Annotated in this window: 13 protein-coding genes; 10 read left to right on the top strand and 3 right to left on the bottom strand. The window is 34.9% G+C overall.

Annotation, left to right across the window (positions count from 1 at the left end; translation table 11 throughout):
- Window positions 1-191 precede the first annotated feature (191 nt).
- On the top strand, window positions 192-5,324 hold the full coding sequence (locus DKK70_RS10880; protein WP_110434014.1) for an alpha-2-macroglobulin family protein: 5,133 nt from the start codon (window positions 192-194) through the stop codon (window positions 5,322-5,324).
- 100 nt (window positions 5,325-5,424) lie between these two features.
- Entirely contained in the window at window positions 5,425-7,722 is a 2,298-nt protein-coding gene (gene pbpC / locus DKK70_RS10875; protein WP_110434013.1) for a penicillin-binding protein 1C, read from the top strand.
- Between the two features lie 726 nt (window positions 7,723-8,448).
- Here pbpC and DKK70_RS10870 read toward each other — a convergent pair.
- From DKK70_RS10870 to dtnK, 3 genes are read right to left on the bottom strand one after another with little or no spacing between them, the layout of a single operon-like run.
- A complete protein-coding gene (locus DKK70_RS10870) occupies window positions 8,449-9,210 on the bottom strand; it encodes a DeoR/GlpR family DNA-binding transcription regulator (RefSeq protein ID WP_181415990.1) in 762 nt (253 codons plus the stop codon).
- Between the two features lie 22 nt (window positions 9,211-9,232).
- Entirely contained in the window at window positions 9,233-10,216 is a 984-nt protein-coding gene (gene pdxA / locus DKK70_RS10865; protein WP_110434012.1) for a 4-hydroxythreonine-4-phosphate dehydrogenase PdxA, read from the bottom strand.
- Window positions 10,217-10,227: 11 nt separating this feature from the next.
- Window positions 10,228-11,490, bottom strand: a complete 1,263-nt coding sequence (gene dtnK / locus DKK70_RS10860) for a D-threonate kinase (protein ID WP_110434011.1) — start codon at window positions 11,488-11,490, stop codon at window positions 10,228-10,230.
- 227 nt (window positions 11,491-11,717) lie between these two features.
- Between dtnK and DKK70_RS10855 the strand changes: the two genes are divergently transcribed.
- The 8 genes from DKK70_RS10855 to DKK70_RS10820 all read left to right on the top strand — a co-directional run bounded on the left by DKK70_RS10855 (window position 11,718) and on the right by DKK70_RS10820 (window position 19,462).
- Window positions 11,718-12,854 carry an iron-containing alcohol dehydrogenase gene (locus tag DKK70_RS10855; RefSeq protein WP_110434010.1) on the top strand — a complete coding sequence of 379 codons (1,137 nt, stop codon included), beginning with the start codon at window positions 11,718-11,720 and terminating at the stop codon, window positions 12,852-12,854.
- A 26-nt stretch (window positions 12,855-12,880) separates the two neighbouring features.
- Window positions 12,881-13,759, top strand: coding sequence for a dihydrodipicolinate synthase family protein (locus DKK70_RS10850; protein WP_110434009.1), 879 nt, complete (start codon window positions 12,881-12,883; stop codon window positions 13,757-13,759).
- A gap of 42 nt (window positions 13,760-13,801) precedes the next feature.
- Window positions 13,802-15,202 (top strand): sodium:solute symporter family protein, encoded by a 1,401-nt coding sequence (locus tag DKK70_RS10845; RefSeq protein ID WP_110434008.1) that lies wholly within the window; start codon window positions 13,802-13,804, stop codon window positions 15,200-15,202.
- A gap of 15 nt (window positions 15,203-15,217) precedes the next feature.
- Complete coding sequence (locus DKK70_RS10840; RefSeq protein WP_110434007.1) at window positions 15,218-16,402, top strand: sialidase family protein; 1,185 nt, start codon at window positions 15,218-15,220, stop codon at window positions 16,400-16,402.
- A gap of 75 nt (window positions 16,403-16,477) precedes the next feature.
- Window positions 16,478-16,942, top strand: coding sequence for a YhcH/YjgK/YiaL family protein (locus DKK70_RS10835; protein ID WP_110434006.1), 465 nt, complete (start codon window positions 16,478-16,480; stop codon window positions 16,940-16,942).
- 276 nt (window positions 16,943-17,218) lie between these two features.
- Entirely contained in the window at window positions 17,219-18,046 is an 828-nt protein-coding gene (locus DKK70_RS10830) for an ABC transporter substrate-binding protein (RefSeq protein WP_110434005.1), read from the top strand.
- A 3-nt stretch (window positions 18,047-18,049) separates the two neighbouring features.
- Window positions 18,050-18,769: an amino acid ABC transporter permease gene (locus tag DKK70_RS10825; protein ID WP_110434004.1), complete on the top strand. Its 720-nt coding sequence runs from the start codon at window positions 18,050-18,052 to the stop codon at window positions 18,767-18,769.
- 6 nt (window positions 18,770-18,775) lie between these two features.
- A complete protein-coding gene (locus tag DKK70_RS10820; protein ID WP_110434003.1) occupies window positions 18,776-19,462 on the top strand; it encodes an amino acid ABC transporter permease in 687 nt (228 codons plus the stop codon).
- Window positions 19,463-19,511: the final 49 nt, after the last annotated feature.

Raw genomic sequence — 19,511 nt, 5'->3', positions numbered from 1 at the left:
AATGTCAGTATTCCCCCCTTTAATATTTTGTTCCTCAATTTTTTCAATCGTATCAAAAGATTTGTCTATCACAGAATAAATTATCAATTTCATTGAAGATTTTTGCTAAAGTTTGTGTGATAATGCATATTATTAAAAATAATAACAAATAGATTCATTAGAATTAGAAATTGCAAGGATTGGGTGAAAGAATGAAATTCATAAAACCTTTATGTATGTTAAGTTTGTTTTTGACGTTATGCGCTTGTGATGATCAAAAAAAGAAAACTACTGATTCGGAAAATATCAATAAAAGTGAAGTAACTACCACCAAAAGCGAAGTAACTACGGCTAAAAGCGAGGTAACTACGACTAACACCGAAGATACGACTACGCAAGACACGGTGACAACCTTACCAATTAATAATGCTTTTAATCCTACTCCTGAATTAATTGAAAAATATAAAGGTAAAGATCTAAAGGTAATTGATAGTTCAGAAGTTATTCTGGATGGTTCAAGTACTTTAGTCGTGACTTTTTCAGTGCCTATCAATCCTAAATTGAATTTTTCAAATTTATTGAAATTGGTTGATAAAGAAACTGGTGTGGTTGATGGTGCGTGGGAATTGTCAGAAAATGGAACAGAATTAAGACTACGTTATCTCCAACCAAACCGTAAATTGACATTAACGATAGATAAAATGGTATCAGCCATCAACGATAGCCATTTACCAACGGTTTATCAAACCGAAATAACCACTCAAGATCGCCAACCAACAGTTGGTTTTGCAAGCACTGGATTTTTATTGCCAAGTAAGTCGATGAGTGGATTACCTATCACCACTTTAAATGTTAATAAAGTTGATATCAATTTTTTCAAAATTAAACCGGAACAATTATCTAGTTTTATTGATAATTATGGTTTTATTAACATGTTATCAACTTGGCGCTCACAAGAGATGAGAAAATATGCCGATTTAGTTTACTCATCAAAATTTGATCTTAATCCTAAACCTAATGCTCAAGAAACCATTATAGTTAATCTTGCTAATATTTCTGAACTTAACCAAGAAGGCGTTTATATCGCGGTAATCAATGAAGTTGGCGCTTATAATGAAACCAATCCAGCGACACTATTTTCCATTAGTAATATTGGCGTTTCGTTACATGGTTATAAAAATGGTAAATTGGTGGTAATGGCACATGCCTTAGATGATGGTAAACCACTTGATAATATCAATTTATCACTACTCTGTCAGATCAATGATAGTAACAAAAAATGTAGCAATGTTTCAGCAACCACCGATCAAGATGGTTATGCTGAATTTGACAAACCTAAAGGCTTTACATATAACATATTAACAGCTACCGATGGCAAACAAACGTCTTTTGTCACTATTGATCGAAATGCACTTAATTTAACGGATTTCAATTTATCTGGTAAACCTTTCTATCAAAAACAACTATTTGTTTTCGGTCCACGTGATCTCTATCGCCCAAAAGAAACTGTCTATTTTAATGCTCTTTTACGTGATGCCGATGGTCAACCATTACCGGATCAACCTATTTTAGCTGATGTGATTTCTAATAGTGGTCGAGTTGTTAAATCTTACCAATTAAAAAGCAGCGCTAATACCAATGGTTTATATCAACAAGAGTTTGTTATTCCTAGTGATGCACCGACCGGTATGTGGTCAATTCGTTTTAATTTAGGCGATGATAACTATCGCTATTGGCAATTCAAAGTTGAAGAATTTTTACCAGAACGCATGGCGATGGAAATTAACAGTTCATCGGATGTCCCAGTTCAAAATGATGAGGATGTTTCCTTTGAGATTAAAGGTTGGTATTTGTATGGCGCACCAGCATCAGGTAATAGCTTAGATGCCAACATTTATTTAAAGAAAGTGGATACTGTATCTGGACTAGATGAGTTTAAAATTGGTGCAGTTACGGATAATAATCCATATCGTGAACTTGATTCTTTAAATTTGAAGTTGGACAACGATGGTTTAACTCACATTAATGTTGATAAAGATTACTGGTCAGGAACACGTTCCCCTATGAAAGTAGTTTTACAAGCTAGTTTGCTAGATTCAGGTGGAAGACCAGTTACCCGTTACGCAACCCAAACTATTTGGCCAGCAGAAAAAATGCCAGCAATCCGTGCATTATTTGGCGATTCACCATACTATGATTGGAATAGTGATAACTATTATCAACGTCCTACTGTAGATATAAATAGTAATGCAGAGTTCGAAATTGCTTATGTCAATACTAATGGTGAAAAACTAGCGACTAATTCACTAAAAGCTAGAATAATTCGTGAGCGTAATAATTACTATTGGGTATGGTCAGACGAAGATGGCTGGCGTGAAAATTACACCACTAAGGAATTTTTGATTTCTGAAGAACAGTTATCTATTGAAAGGGGAAGTACCACAAAAATAACTTATCAACCAATGGATTATGGTTCTTACCGTGTGGAAATTGTTGATCCTAAAAACAATGTTGTGAGCAGTTTTCGCTTCTGGTCTGGTTATGATTGGGAAGATAATACTCGTGGCACCAAATCCGTACGCCCAGATCAAGTTAAGTTGAGTATTGATAAACCATCTTATAATCCTGGTGATGTCGCTAAAGTTAATGTTCAAGCACCTGTTGCTGGGTCTGGTTATATTTCACTTGAAACCAATGATGGTACTATCTGGAAAAAAGCAATAACGATTGGCGAAGAAGGTTTAGATGTCGAAGTTCCGATTGAAAATTGGGGTCGACATGATATCTACATCAACGCCATGATTGTTCGCCCATCGACCGATGCTTCAGTGCAAACCGTGAAACGAGCAATTGGTTTACTTCATTTACCGATTGATACGACTAACCGTCAATTAAAAGTGTCAATTGATACACCTGTACAAGTAGAACCTGAAAGTGTGGTACCAATTAAAATTAAAATGGATAAGCAATCTATCCAACAAAATAAAAAAGTTACTGTATTGATTTCAGCTGTTGATTCAGGTGTGTTAAATATCACCGATTATGTTACGCCAGATCCTTATGCCGAATTCTTAGGGCGTAAACGTTATGATGTCGATATCTATGATGTTTATGGCAAATTAATTGAAGGGATCGGTCGTAATGTTAACATGAGCTTCGGTGGTGATGCGATGGGTACCGGCGGTAAAAAACCGTCAAATGAAGTTAAGATTGTGGCACAACAACTAAAAACTATTGAATTAAATGATCAAGGTGAAGGAGTAATTAATTTATCCTTACCTGATTTCAATGGTGAACTACGTATAATGGCACAGGCCTGGGATGATAATCGTTTTGGTAAAGCTGAGAAAAAAATGAAAGTTGCAGCCCCGGTTGTAGCTGAATTAATAACTCCACGATTCTTGTCAGGTGGTGATAGCGCAGTATTAGCGTTAGAACTGCAAAATTTGACTGATAATACGCAAAATATGCAAATTGCTGTATCTACTAGTGGTTTGTTAACTCAAAATGAGATAAAAACGCTATCTGTCAAACTTGATAGTAAACAAAAAGATATTGTTCAAATTCCAGTAGTAGCTGATTATGGCTTTGGTACTGGTACAATAGCAATTGATGTCAAAGGAATTTTGCTTGATGAAAACACAAATGTTAACTTGCAACGTTCATGGTCAATTGGCGTAAGACCAGCATATGCTGGAACAACAAAATCTTATGTAGTAGCATTAAATCCAAATAAAAGTTGGCAATTACCAGATCAAGCATTGGTCGGATTAATTGAAAACACTATTGAAGGCCAATTGGTTATCTCTAATCAACCACCATTAAATATAGCTCAGTATATCAAACAGTTATATGCATATCCTTATGGTTGTCTCGAACAAACAACGAGTGGTTTATTCCCATCGTTATATGCTAATAGTGAGCAACTTGCAAAGTTAGGTATTAAAACTGATTCGGATAATGAGCGTCGTAAAAAAGTTCAAAAAGGTATCTCACGTATCTTAACCATGCAACGTAGTAACGGTAGCTTTGGTTTATGGAATAGCGATAGTGAAGAGGAGCATTGGCTAACGGTTTATGCAACAGACTTTTTATTGCAAGCTAAGGAACGGGGCTACCAAGTTAGTGATAAAGCGCTTGATTCAGCAATGACGCGTTTAGGTCAGTATATTTATGATAACTCTGCATTTAATAATCTTAATTACTACGGTGATTCAAATGTCCTTGAGTTTAATAAATTGTCAACTAAAGCTTATGCTTTAATGGTGCTGAGTAAACAAAATAAAATTACTTCAGCAATGCGTAATGAGATATATTATTTGACAGATAAGATTACTCAGAATAAATCATCTCTCTATTCACCGTTACCTATTGCCCAATTAGCGGTAACCGCGAAACTGATTGGTTATCAAACTACTTATGAAAAATTATTGCCAATGGTATTTAACACTTCATATAAGTACAAAGATGACTGGCTCGGTAACTATGGTAGTGTTATACGTGATGAAGCATTAATTCTCTCTTTATTGATAGAGAATAATATGGCTCAGAATACTCAAGCAAACTATTTAGTTAGATTATCAAATTTATTAAATGATAAAAACTATCTCTCAACGCAAGAGCTAAATTCCTTGTTTATTGCTGGTTGGTCAATAGAACAGCACAAGGGTGATAATAAATTTGACGTGTCAATAAATGGTGAAATTACTGAAGTTGATTCAGTGTTATCACGTTCTTATGATTATGCTGGATTAGCGCAAGGATTATCGTTGCATAATTCTGAATCAAAAGCCCCGCTTTATATTAAGTTTACTGTTAATGGTTATTCTAAAACACCACCGGCACCAACCTCTACTGATGGTTTCTTTAATATCAGTCGAACTTATTATGATTTGCAGGGTAATAGCATATCACCAGAAACTTTAGAAGTTGGTTCAATGATGGTCGTAGTGTTAGATGTATCAGCTCAACAGTCTGTTCGTGATGCGTTGATTGTTGATTTTTTACCTGCAGGTTTAGAACTTGAAAATCAAAACCTCTCTAACAGCAGTGTGAATTTATCATCAATTCCTGGCATTGCTCATTTAATAAAAGGCCAAGATATCAGTGATATTATATATCAGGAATATAGAGACGATAGATATGTTGCAGCGGTTAACCTTAAAAATTATATGGGACGTAATAAATATTATACCCGTATTGTTTATTTAGTTAGAGCGGTCACTACTGGTAATTATATGATTCCTTATCCTTATGTTGAATCTATGTACCGTCCAGAACGTTTTGCTATAGGAAATGCTCCTGATTTGATGACAATTTCAAATCCTAAAAAGGAAGAAAATTAAGCAACTATCGATAAAATCAAGCTTGACTGATCATTCCGCCAATCTATTTGGCGGAATTTTTATTTCTAAATACATTTAGCTGAGTAATTTAACAACGATAATGAAAAAATGCTTTTATAAACTACTCAAATTTTTATTGATATTATTAGTTTTAATGGTGGGCAGTTTTTTTATTGCTGACTATTTTTTTCCATTATCTATTTCACAAAATAAAACGACTCAAACGGTTGTCGCCGAAGATGAAACGCCATTATGGCGATTTGCTGATGAAAATGGAGTTTGGCGATATTCAGTCAGTCTCGATGAAGTTCCTGACTATTATCTCGAAGTTTTATTGAATTATGAAGATCGCTATTTTTATGATCATCTCGGTATTAATCCGCTTTCTCTATTTCGTGCAGCTTGGCAAAATATAACCAATGATAGAATCGTCTCTGGTGGTAGTACTATCTCCATGCAAGTGGCGAGACTTTTATATCCACACGATCGAACCCTGACCGGTAAGTTAAAACAAATTTTCCGAACCTTTCAACTTGAATTACATTATAGTAAAAAAGAGATCCTAACTTTATATATCAATCATGCGCCTTATGGCGGTACCATCGAAGGTATTGGGGCGGCAAGTTGGTCCTATTTTGGTAAACAACCCAAAGAGTTGACCAGAAGTGAGGCTGTATTATTAGCCGTGTTGCCTCAAGCACCGAGCCGATTAAGACCCGATCGATTTCCTGAAAGAGCTAAGCAAGCCCGAGACAAAGTACTAGATAGATTAGCTGAATATGAAGTGTGGTCAAAAGACTTAATAGAAACAGTTCGCCGTGATGAAGTTTGGGTCTATCCAAGAAAAGCACCACAATTAGCTCCGTTACTGGCTTACCGTTTAAAACGTAAATACCCTGATGAGGATATTATTCACTCGACGATCGATGTTGGCATTCAATATAATTTAGAAGATTTAGCCATTAATCGGGCAAAACAGTTACCACCTAAAACCTCATTGGCTATTTTGGTGGTGGATCACACGGATATGACCGTTAAAGGTTATGTCGGTTCGGCTGATTTTAATGATAACGAACGCTTTGGCCAAATCGATATGATTAGTGCACTACGCTCCCCCGGCTCGACATTAAAACCTTTTATTTATGCTTTTGCTATTGATGAAGGTATGATTCATTCTGAATCGTTATTACAAGATGTCCCACGTATTACAACCGACTATCGCCCAACAAATTTTGATGAAGGTTTTAATGGTCCGGTTAGCGCATCTGATGCATTAAGCAAATCATTAAATTTACCTGCGGTGCAATTAATTGAGTTATATGGACCAAGACGATTTACCGGCAAACTGGCTGCTGTTGGTTTACCTTTATCTTCAATAGCAAATGAACCTAATATCGCTTACATCTTAGGTGGTGCTTCATTAAGGTTGGATAATCTTGTTAGTGCGTATAGTGCATTTGCAAGACATGGTGAAGTGAGCCCTTTACGGTTTACCGCAAAAGAGCCATTAATTAATAAACCACTAATTTCCGATGGAAGTGCTTGGATAACCAAACAAATGCTGGCTAATAGTAATTTATTAGCATATAAAACCGGAACCAGTTATGGGTATCGTGATGCTTGGGCGGTGGGTATAAATCCAAGATATTTAATTGGTGTTTGGGTAGGGCGCCCGGATGGAACTCCCGTTGTGGGACAATATGGCTCAATGTCTGCCATGCCACTTTTACAACATATTAATTCAATGTTATTAAACCGGGAAAATCGTCTAAATCGACCATTTGTTAATTATGAAAAACCAGAATCAGTATCTTCTATGAAAATTTGTTGGCCTTTAGGGCAACCACTTGCCGAATCGGATATAAATTGTCATCGACAAAAAACGGCATGGGTTTTAAATAATATGGTACCACCAACACTCAGCACCTATAGTGAATTAAAAAATAATATTTATCGTTCTGGTTCGATAACTATTTGGGTTAATGAACGAGGCGAACGTGTTGCTGCTGATTGCCCGGGCGCACAAAAAAAACAACTCGCACTGTGGCCAGTTTCGTTAGAAAATTGGTTATTAACCAAAGAGAAAAGACATAATATTTTACCGCCAATTGATAAAAGTTGTCCGGTAATGGGGCAAGATGTTTTTGCCTCACTTAATATTGTTGGCTTGCGCGATAGACAACTAGTTAGAGCATTACCGGGAGCTAAACAAGTCACTATAGGTTTAACTCCTGAAGGTGGCTATGGCGAAAAATGGTGGTTTTTGGATGGTGATTTAGTCGCTAATTCCCAAGATAATGAAAAAATTGCTTTAACTATCACCAAAAAAGGCGTTCATCGTTTACTATTAGTGGATGAAAGCGGGCAAATTTTTCGATTAACGTTTATGTCCGATTGATCAAGATATTGCCGGAAACCTGATTCCATGCAGTTTAATTTCCTGAAAGTCTGTATATTATTGCTAATATTTATTGATTGAAAATTAGATAATTTATAATTAACCCACCCCAAAAATTATATTGTATATCATCATTGAGTAAGCTATTGGTCTTTTATACAATCTTGGTTAAATACCATGGATATAGATAAAATGGTAGAGTAAAAAGTATAATTGGTTTTCCGAATAACAATTGAACTAGACAAAAAGTGCTAGGAACACGTCACGAAATTACTTTTGGTGATTAATAAATTTCTATTAATTTTCGTGGTTATTGGTTGTTTAGTTAGCAATTCTCAAATAAAAGTTTCCAAAATCATTACTTAATTTTATAGATGCTGAACCTGATGAGACAGCAATTAGTATTAGCCTTTAAATTATTTTAAAAAGGTTATTTTACTTAGAAATTCAACTTTGCAAATCAGAATTCAAATTATCTTTAATTACATTTGTAAACGACAGCAATCATGCGTTGAATTTTTTTGTATTAATTAGATCTCCTTATTAAGTTGGAACAATTGTTATCAATGTTAAAAGTGCTACTTACGTTTCAGTGACTCAAGCAGAGGAGTTTGATAAAACTAACCATATTGAGGTTGAAGCATAATATACTGAAACAGCTGGTTAATTGGTTAATAACCTTGATATTACCGATAAATAGATTTTTTAGCTTATTTGTGGCATAGATTAACTGGCAATATGCAATTTAAATATCTGATTTTGAAGAACTTGTAATGTTTCTGTGTCCAAATGATTATCGGTAATAATGTCGGTAAAACGGTTTAGTGGAATAGAGGTAAATAAAGAGTAAGAGTTATATTTACTACTATCAGCAACCAGAACGACTTTATCAGCCTTCTCAGCAAAACCAGCTTTGATTAACGCTTTATCTTCAGTTGGTGCGGTTACTCCCTTACTTAAACTCCAAGAGTTACAACTAATAAATGAAATATCAGGATTAATTTGCAATAACAGGGAGCGACCATGTTCACCGATACAGGATTGGCTACTGTCATCAATTTTTCCACCAATAATGGTGACTTCAATTTGTTTGAATTCGGATAAAAATAGCGCAATATGTAAGTCAGAAGTAATCACCCTAACAGGCATCTGAGTAATTCTTTTGGCTATTTCTAAAGTTGTCGTTCCTGCATCAAGAGCGATTGAGTCACCAGGTTTAATTAGCTTGGCTGCTACATCAGCAATTAATTGTTTTTCATTAAAATTTTTATGAATTTTTTCAGAAGTCGTTGGCTGATTAGGAATAAAGCGGTTTAGTGTTACGCCACCATGGGTTCGACTAATAACGCCATGTTGATCTAATTTGATTAAATCTCGGCGAATTGTAGCAGGAGAGGCTTCAGTAGCGATGACTAACTCTTCGACTGTTACTAAATTATGAAGCTTTAAATAGTCCATGATTTGATCTAGTCGATTATATTTTCCCACTGAAAGTTCCCCCTTTGTATTTTTACTTAGATAACAGTTCCGCTAATCGAATTGATTCTATCATACTATCGGCTTTTGCAATACCTTGCCATGCAATATCGAATGCAGTTCCATGGTCAGCAGATGTTCTTATAAATGGCAGACCAGCAGCAATATTTACACCATCATAAAAACCTAATAGTTTAAGCGGTATATGACCTTGGTCATGGTACATCGCAACAACAATATCAAATTTACCTTGATGAGCCTGTAAAAAAACGGTATCAGGTGCACACGGTCCAATAGCATCAATACCACAACTCTGCATTTTTTCAATAGCTGGGGTAACGAATTTGATTTCCTCATCACCAAATAATCCATGTTCTCCGGCATGTGGATTAACGCCTGCTACTGCAATTTTAGGGGCAGATATTCCAACTTTTTTAAGAAAATCATCAGCTATTTTAATTACTTTTTCAATTCTATCACTACTTAATTTATCTAAAAAGTTTCGTAGTGAAACGTGAGTAGTAACATGAATCACTTTTAGTGAATCAGTATAAAGTACCATAGCAACATCTTTGCTATTAGTCAATTTAGCTAATAGTTCAGTGTGTCCAGGATACATATGTCCAGCCGAATGTAACGCTTCTTTGTTAAGAGGCGCTGTTGCAATTGCAGTTACTTCTCCAGCAAGTGCTAATTCGGTAGCTTTTTTGACACAACGATAGGCCAGATCACCCGCTTGAGGTTGAATTTTGCCAGGTTGCAATGCATCAATATCGGCTAACTTTACATCTATAATATTGATGACATTTTCTGAAAAATCAGCATCACTCATGTTGTTAATTATATTGAAACTAACATTATTAAATAGTCCCATTGTTAACTGTTTTTTTAATAAATCTGCCGAACCAATTACTACAGATTTTATGTTTTTTAAAATATCTGATTGTAATGCTTTGACAATAATTTCTGGTCCAATTCCAGCTGGATCACCCATAGTTATCGCTACGATTTTTGACACAATTTATCTCCTTAAATAAATCTTAATGATTTTAAAAAAATATCCTTTTTTCCAAACCCGCCAGCCTTGGTAAATACTCGATAATTTAAATTTTGGGTGCTTAATAATTTACCGTAAGGGACACCATCGCAAACTTGCCCTTCAATTCTAAAACCTATTGCACCTAACGATTTAGCAACTGAAATTGCCACATCACCACCGGTTAAAAATAAATTATCGAACTTCAAATGCTTAACCAATCTTGCTAATTCATTACAAATTTTTTCACCTAGTTCGGTTCTTGATAATTGATATTGTTGACAATATGAATCGATTTTTTCTCGTTCTTGTTTATCTGTACTGGTTCTAATAATACAATGTTGATTATCATCAAGTATTTCTTGAATTTTATTCCTATATCTTTCCAATGTATTTGCTGATAGTTCTGGTAATAGATCTTGAATTTTTAGATCAATGACCTTCCATTTATTATCATGTTGAATGGTATAATTTATCTGTTGTTGGGTAATTTCGCTCATTGATCCAGCAATAACTAACATCGGTTGTGAACTGGTATGTTCCGTTTTTGCTGCGTTATCGGTCATTGTTGGTGAAAGGAAATCAACCAATCCAGCCGAGCCAACTAACAAAATGTTATCTTCAAATGCCTGAATTTGTTCAATTATGGTTTTTAAATCATGATTTGTTTCAGCATCGATAATGATGATTTTTGTTCCTCGAGTTACAAAGTCTTCAATACGTTCTTCTAGTTGATGCGTTCTTACTTCATTTAGATTGATCTCTTCACATGGATAATCAGTTTGTTGTTCTATAATCGTTTTAATATTCGATGAACAGATAGGTGTTTTAGGGTCAGTTGCAAATTCAGTATGAATTAACTCTTTACCGTCAACATAACATTTCCCATGTTTAGTTATGCGGTTCATGTTGGGAAAAGCGGGTATAACTAAGGCAAATTTAACCTGAGTAGTGGCTAATAGTGTTTCTATTTCACAACCGATATTCCCCCTCATCGTGGAATCTATTTTTTTATAAATAGGCGATAAATGTACATTATTTAAGATGACCTGTTTTATTCTATCTTGTGCCTCGTGTCGCGAAATTGCTCTACTTTCCGTATTAATAACAACAACTTTATCATCACCATCATTTGTATTTAATAATTGATTAGACTTCCAATCAAAAACTACATCTACAGTAAATCCTTTGTTAACAAGTTGCACTCCAGCATCGTTAGAACCAGTGAAATCATCAGCAATTATTAATTTTATCATTGATTATTTTTGCTCAAAAAAAACTATTTTTGCGATTATACAGATTATTTTCCGAAAAAAACAACCCAAAGTGATTAAATTAAATCATTTTAATCATAATGTGATCTAGATCATAGTTTTGTAATCTAGAAATTGATCGTTTTGCCAACATAAAATAACATTAAATGATTAAATTAAGTCAATATGATTTTTAATACTCATTTTATTGCAAATTATTGGAGCAAATTATGCACATTAACAGTACTGTTTTAAGTGGACAAGGTGTACTAAATGATCTTAATTTTTTATTTACTCAAAGAAATCATGTAGTTTTTCTTACCGATAAGAATATTATTAATTTGCCGATTGTCAGCAAATTAATAAAGACCCTTGAAGATACCGTTGCGCATTTAACACTTATTGATGATATCCCGCCAGAGCCTAGTCATCATGATGTTACCAATTTATTAAATCGAATGAAAATAACTGACGTCGATTTAGTTGTTGGAGTTGGCGGTGGTAGCGTTCTTGATGTTGCTAAATTAATTTCAGTATTGTGTGCCAAGGACAATCAACTCACCCTTGAAAAATTATTAGCGGGTGAAAAACCATCTAAAAGATGTACATCGATTCTTATTCCTACTACAGCGGGAACCGGTTCTGAAGCTACGCCAAATGCGATTTTAGCTATTCCGGAAAAATCCACCAAACAAGGCATTATTTCACCGGTTATGCTGCCTGATTATGTCTGTTTGATTCCTGAATTAACTATTTCTATGCCGAAGCATATCGCTGCATCAACCGGAGTTGACGCCCTGTGCCACTTAATCGAATGTTTTACAGCCAATATCGCTAATCCTGTTGGCGATAATTACGCTTTGATTGGTATGGATAAATTATTTCATTCCTTAGAAAAGTCAGTCAATGACCAAACGGATATTGAAGCAAAATTGAATATGCTTTGGGCTTCATACTATGGTGGCGCTGCAATTGCTCATGCTGGAACACATTTAGTTCATGCAATGTCATATCCACTTGGTGGTAAATATCACATACCTCATGGTGTAGCGAATGCCATTTTACTTGTTCCATGTATGGAATTTGTTCGTGATGCGGTTGTTGACAAATTTGCTCAAGCTTATGACTTATTGCCTGATGCCAATTTAAGTTTAACAGACGAAGAAAAATCTCACGCACTAGTCAATTATTTTAGAGAGTTAGTGAAACGTTTAGCGCTACCTTCTAAGTTACAGGAACTGAATATCTCACCAGAACATTTACCTTATCTTGTTGATTCTGCTTTAGACGTAAAACGCCTCATGAATAACGTTCCTAAACAAGTGACCAAAGATGATGTTCTAACTATTTATCAATCACTTTTATAAACAATCCTACTTCTGGAGTAAAAATTATGAGCAAAAAAGTAGAGGGAATCTTAACCGCCATTGTTACAACTTTTGATGATAATGGTGATTTTTGCCCTAAACGAATGCGCAAACAAGTTCAACGGCAATTATCTAATGGCAATAGTGTTTTTTGTAATGGTACTAATGGTGAATTTTTTGTATTAACTCAGCAAGAAAAGATACAAGTTACAGAAGTTTGTGTCGATGAGGTTGCAGGACGCTCGCCGGTAATGGCTCACATTGGTGAAATCTCAACACGAGAAACAATAAAACTAGGCAAAGAAATAGCAAAATTAGGTGTCGATGCAGTATCAGTAATTGCACCATATTTCATCCCATTAAAACAAGAAGAGCTAATCTACCACTATTCTACCATTGCCGATGCTCTCACTGTCCCTGTATATCTTTATAACATTCCAGCCAGAACAGGTAACACTATTTTACCTGAAACCGCCGCAAAACTTGCTGAGCATCCTAATATCGCAGGAATAAAAGATAGTGCAGGAAGTGCTGAAAGTTTGCAAGCCTTTCTTGACGTAGCAAAAAACCTAGATGGATTTGATGTATTAACTGGACCTGACTCATTGATATATCAAGGTTTTGTAGGTGGAGCAGTTGGATCAATTTCAGGGTTGGCTAATGTTGCACCGGGATATATCAATGCAATTTGGAAAAATTTTAAAACGGGTGATCTGGAAAAATCTAAAGCAGCTCAAGACGCTGTGGGTGATTTAAGGAAAAATTTATACGCAACAGTGTTCTCACCTGCGGCTGTTAAAAAAGCATTAACTCTGATGGGGGAAGAGGTTGGGGTAAGTCGTTATCCAATAACGTTTACTGATGATCACATAACCACCATCAAGGCTATTGTTAAGCAATTATAACAACTATTTAACATGTAATTATAAGAGAAATAAAGGTGATATATGCATTACTTTGGAACAATGGACACAATAATAATAGTTAGTATTGTCGTCCTTTACATATTAGCTACATCATGGATGACTTATTTTTTAAGAAGTAAAAATAATAGCGATTTCATGGAAGGCTCCAGAACTGTACCTGCAATAGTCGTTGGAATATTATTAATGACTGAGTACATTGGCGCAAAATCAACAATTGGTACCGCACAATCTGCATTTGATAATGGGATTGCCGCATCATGGTCAGTCATTGGCGCGGCTATTGGTTTCCCACTGTTTGGATTATTGTTAGTAAAAAAAATCTACAATACTGGTGAAATTACCATTTCAGCTGCTATTGCCCAAAAATATGGTAATTCGACTAAAAATTTAATATCGATCATTATGATCTATGCCTTAATTCTTGTTAATGTCGGTAACTATATTAGTGGTGCTGCTGCAATTTCAACAGTTTTACAGATTTCATTACCAGTTGCAGCTTTTATTACCGCAGTAGTTAGTACTTTCTACTTCGCATTTGGTGGCCTAAAGGGTGTTGCTTATGTCACCATAATACATAGTGGTGTTAAATATTTTGGTGTGTTATTTATACTGGGTACGGCGCTATATCTTACTGGCGGTTTCGGACCAATGATTGAACAAATGCCACCACATTATTGGACATGGGATGGAACAATTGGCGCAAGCACTATTTTTGCTTGGTTGATTGGAACAATTGGTTCAATATTTTGTACACAGTTTGTTATTCAAGCGATTTCTTCAACTAAAGATGCTAAATCGGCTAAACGCGCATGTTGGTATGCATTCTTTTTCTGTCTTCCTATTGCGATCGCTATTGCGGTAATTGGTGTATGTGCAAAATTTTTGCATCCTGAAATCAAAAGTTTATATGCATTGCCAGTATTCATTCAAGATATGAATCCTTTCATGGCTGGTATTATTACCACATCATTAGTTGCTTCTATCTTCATTAGTGTAAGTACAGTTGCTTTAGCAATTGCATCATTAATTGTGAAAGATTTTTATGTTCCATACTTTAAACCAACACAAGATAAAGAATTTAAAGCAACCAAAATCATTTCAGTTATTGTTGGATTTGCCCCATTACTGTTAGTACTAGCGTTTCCAGAGGTTTTAAAACTATCGTTCTTTACTCGGGCTATTCGTTTATCAATTACTATCGTTGCAATGATCGCGTTTTATCTACCATTTTTAAATAGTACTAGAGCAGCTAATATGGCTTTAATTGGTGCAGCGGTTATCACTTCAACGTGGTTCTATTGTGGAGATCCGTTAGGTATTAATAATATGTATGTAGCATTACTTTCGCCAGCAATCATCATGTTATTAGATAAAATATTAATCAGTCCTTTTGTAAAATCTAACCAAAAAACTGATGCTTAATAGGGAGATAAATGAATGACGAAAATTACATTGGACTGTAACGGAAAATTGACCACAAATAGTTCTGATCCATTACGCATTGATGCTTATTTACCAACTGAATGTGTACAAAATCATGCTGCAAATTTATTACCATTACCAAATGGTGATCTACTTTGTACGTGGTTTGGTGGTACACAAGAAGGAATTGCCGATATTTCGGCTTATTATTCAAGGTTGAAGAAAGGTTCAGATACCTGGAGCAAAGCAATAAAACTATCTGATGATTCCACGCGTTCTGAACAAAATCCATTATTCTTTTTGGATCCAGACAATGTGTTATGGCTTTTATATACAGCTCAAGTTGCAGGTAATCAAGATACGGCAATCGTTCGTTATCGTAAATCAAATGATTTCGGTGAAACGTGGGGACCAATAAATACGCTTCTTGAAGACCCAGATAAAGGCATTTTTATAAGGCAACCTATAACAGTTATGCCAAATGGTGATTGGTTATTACCCGTATTTTATTGTATTGCTAAACCTGGTGAAAAATGGGTTGGTAGCTATGATACGAGTGGTGTAATGATATCAAAGGATAAAGGTAACACTTGGACTAATGTTGATATTCCAGACAGTCTTGGTTGTGTTCATATGAATATTATGATGTTACAGGATAATAGTTTATATGCTCTTTTCCGTAGTCGTTGGGCTGATCATATTTATGAAAGTCGATCTAATGATGGCGGATATACCTGGACAAAGCCAACTCCTACAAAATTACCTAATAACAATTCGTCTATTCAAGCAACCGTATTGAATAATGGTCATATCGCGCTAGTTTTCAATAATTCAAGTGCGAAGGATGCAAAAGAGAGACGAGTATCGTTATATGATGAAATTGAAGATAGTAGCAGCGCCAATAAAAAAGAAGCCGCTATCATTCAAGGACAAAAAAATGCTTTTTGGGGAGCACCAAGAGCGCCGATGTCTTTAGCTATTTCAACTGATAATGGGAACACATGGTCTTTTATTCGTAATTTAGATGAAGGCGATGGTTACTGTATGTCGAATAATTCTAAAGATAAATTGAATAGAGAGTTTTCTTATCCTAGTATTAAACAAGGTTTAGATGGCAAACTCCATATCGCTTATACCTATTTCCGCATGGCGATTAAATATGTCGTTGTTGATGAAAATTGGGTAAAAACAGGTAAATAATTTAATCAAGCCCATCAATTTTGATGGGCAATATTGGATTAAATATTATTTTAAACAATGTAATGGAGCGTAATGATGATTGCAGGGAATATGAATTTTTTGAAATTAGCAACACTACCAAAGTCGTTATATGATATTTTGTCTCAGCCAGAAACAAGCCTAAATTATTTAAAAAGTTTAGCAGATGGTCGTTATCAGCTAGAGGGTGAAAAATGGTTTTATAATATAGGTGATTCAATTACTTCACCAATTCAAGATAGACATACTGAATTTCACAAAAAATATTTAGATATTCAACTAATTTTAAACGGTGAAGAAATTATCCGTTATGGATTAAATGATTGTAGTTCTGATTCATATTTTGAGAAAAAACCAGATCTTTTTATTCTAGAACAGCCTTTGTTAACTAATTCTATTCATCTAAAAGAGGGGGATTTTGCTACTTTTTATCCAGGAGAACCACATCAAGCATTATGTATGGTTGATACGCCTAAAAAAGTTCGAAAAGCAGTATTCAAAGTTCCTGTAGAAATTATCTAATTGTAATTTCATAAAGATTAAGTTAATTCCTATTTAAGTTTATTGTAAACGCATTATTTGACTTTACAGTAGACTTATATGGCTATTTTTATAACAATTTTGTAAAGTCTCGGTTAAATTATCTCACTATCTATCCTCTTAACTCAATTAATTTTCAGGCTGATAACCACATATAACCAATAGTTATATGGATGTAAATTTTTGTTATTTAGCACTAAGAGTGTTTATTGGTAGACTTTTTATGTAAACACCAAATTACCTTATTGAGGATGTGTCATGAAATTTCTAACTAAATCGTTAACAGCTGTTGCTTTGATCGGTACACTATTGAATGTTAATTCTGCTTATGCAGATCGTTTGGATGATATTGAAAAACGGGGGGAGATTAAGATTGCTGTTTTTGATAGTAATCCTCCGTTTGGCTTTATTGATGAAAAAACCAATAAAATTGCCGGTCTTGATGTTGATTATGCCAATGAAATTGCCAAAGCATTAAAGGTAAAAGTCGAACTGGTTCCTACTAATCCAGCTAATCGCATTCCTTTACTGACTTCACAAAAAGCGGATTTAATTGTGGCAAACTTTACAGTTACTGACGAACGAGCTAAAACAGTTGATTTTAGTTTACCTTATTTTGCTACCGGTCAGAAGTTTGTAGCTAAAAAAGGGTTATTAAAAACTGCTGATGATCTTAAAAATCTTCGCATAGGAGCAGATAAAGGGACAGTAATGGAAATTACGTTACGTGAAAAGTTCCCAAGCGCTAAAGTGATCTCTTATGATGACACGCCTTTTGCTTTTGCCGCACTACGCAATGGTGTAGTACAAGCTATTACTCAAGATGATGCAAAGTTAATTGGTTTGCTAGCTAATCTTCCTGAAGAACAACGAGCTGCTTTTGAAATTTCACCATTTAGTATCACTCAAGAATATCAAGCTGTTGGTATTCCAAAAGGGGAAACTCGTTTGCAAGAGAAAGTTAACCAAATATTATTAAAACTAGAAAATGATGGTGAAGCCTTAACTATTTATAACCGTTGGTTTGGACCAGATACTAATTCAGCTATGCCTCGTGGTGATTTCAAAATTGGTAAAGGTCAATAAAGCATGTTTGAGCAATTACTAGCGCCACGTTATTGGTGGTGGTTGTGGGATGGTTTTTTAGTTACCCTTGCAATTTCAGTTTTAACCATCATTTTATCTACAATATTGGGATTTTTGCTGGTTATTGCTCAACAAAGTCATATCAAAATTATCAAAGGTGTTGTCATTGGTTATAACGCCATATTTCGTTATTCTCCATTATTACCGCAACTTTTCTTTTGGTATTTTGGTGTCGGCAATTTATTACCGGTGGAATTTAAAATATGGTTATTTGATGAACCACAAATCCAACTGCTGTTTTTCACACTAAAAATGCCTTCTTTTGAGTTTATTATTGGATTAATTGGCTTAACGTTTTACTCGAGTGCTTTTATAGCTGAAGAATTTCGTGCAGGAATTTTGGGCGTAAGTAACGGACAAGAACAAGCATCATTAGCTTTAGGACTTACTCGTTGGCAAAGTATGCGATTGATTATTTTACCGCAAAGCATTCGTATCGCATTCCCTCCGCTAATTGGTCAATATATGAATATTATCAAAAATTCCTCCCTAACAATGGCAATTGGCGTATTGGAGCTATCTTATGTTTCACGCCAAGTTGAAACCGAGTCGTTAAAAACATTTCAGGATTTTGCGATAGCAACATTTTTATATATTTTAGCTATCGTTATGGTGGGTACCTTTGGCAATATTTATCAAGCAAAGCGATTAAACAAGGTCTAATGCATTATGGATTTTAAAGGTTTTGAAGTTATTTGGAATAATTTAGATTACCTATTGTGGGGCAACTTCCCTGGCGGCATTATTTTGACATTGTTGATGAGCTTTGCGGCCATTATCTTTTCGACTATTTTAGGAATTTTCGCGGGTATCGGTTTGACTGTTTGGCGAGGTTTTTTACATCAACTTTTAGTTGTGGTATTGGGCTTTTTAAGAGCTATCCCTGTCATTATGCTGATATTTTGGACTTATTTTTTATTGCCCGTGCTATTAAATGTTGATGTGCCGGCCATTGCCACAGTTATTTTTGCTTTATCTTTGATTGGCGGGGCCTATATTGGACACTCTGTGCATGCGGGAATGGTTGCTATTGCCAAAGAACAATGGCAAGCAGCTTTTTCATTAGGTTTAAATAAAAAACAGGTCATCTTTTTTATTATTTTGCCACAAGCGTTAAAAATGATGCTACCATCATTTGTTAATCAATGGGTATCATTAATTAAAGATACCTCTTTAGCCTATATAGTTGGTGTTGCCGAGTTTACTTTTATTGCTACTCAAATTAATAATCGAAGTATGGTTTACCCAACTGAAATATTTCTGTTTGTTATTATTGTCTATTTTATTATTTGTGCTGCACTTGATTTTAGTGTATCGGTGTTACCGAGGCTTCATTTATTGACTCGAAGAAAGTAAACCAATACCTTAATATGGTTTTATGAATAAATATCAGCTATATAAAGCT

It is taken from the genome of Gilliamella apicola (assembly GCF_003202655.1).
Lineage (GTDB): Bacteria > Pseudomonadota > Gammaproteobacteria > Enterobacterales > Orbaceae > Gilliamella > Gilliamella apicola_R.
The sequence above is the reverse complement of the archived record's forward strand: the minus strand, read 5'-3'. Positions and strand labels throughout refer to the sequence as shown.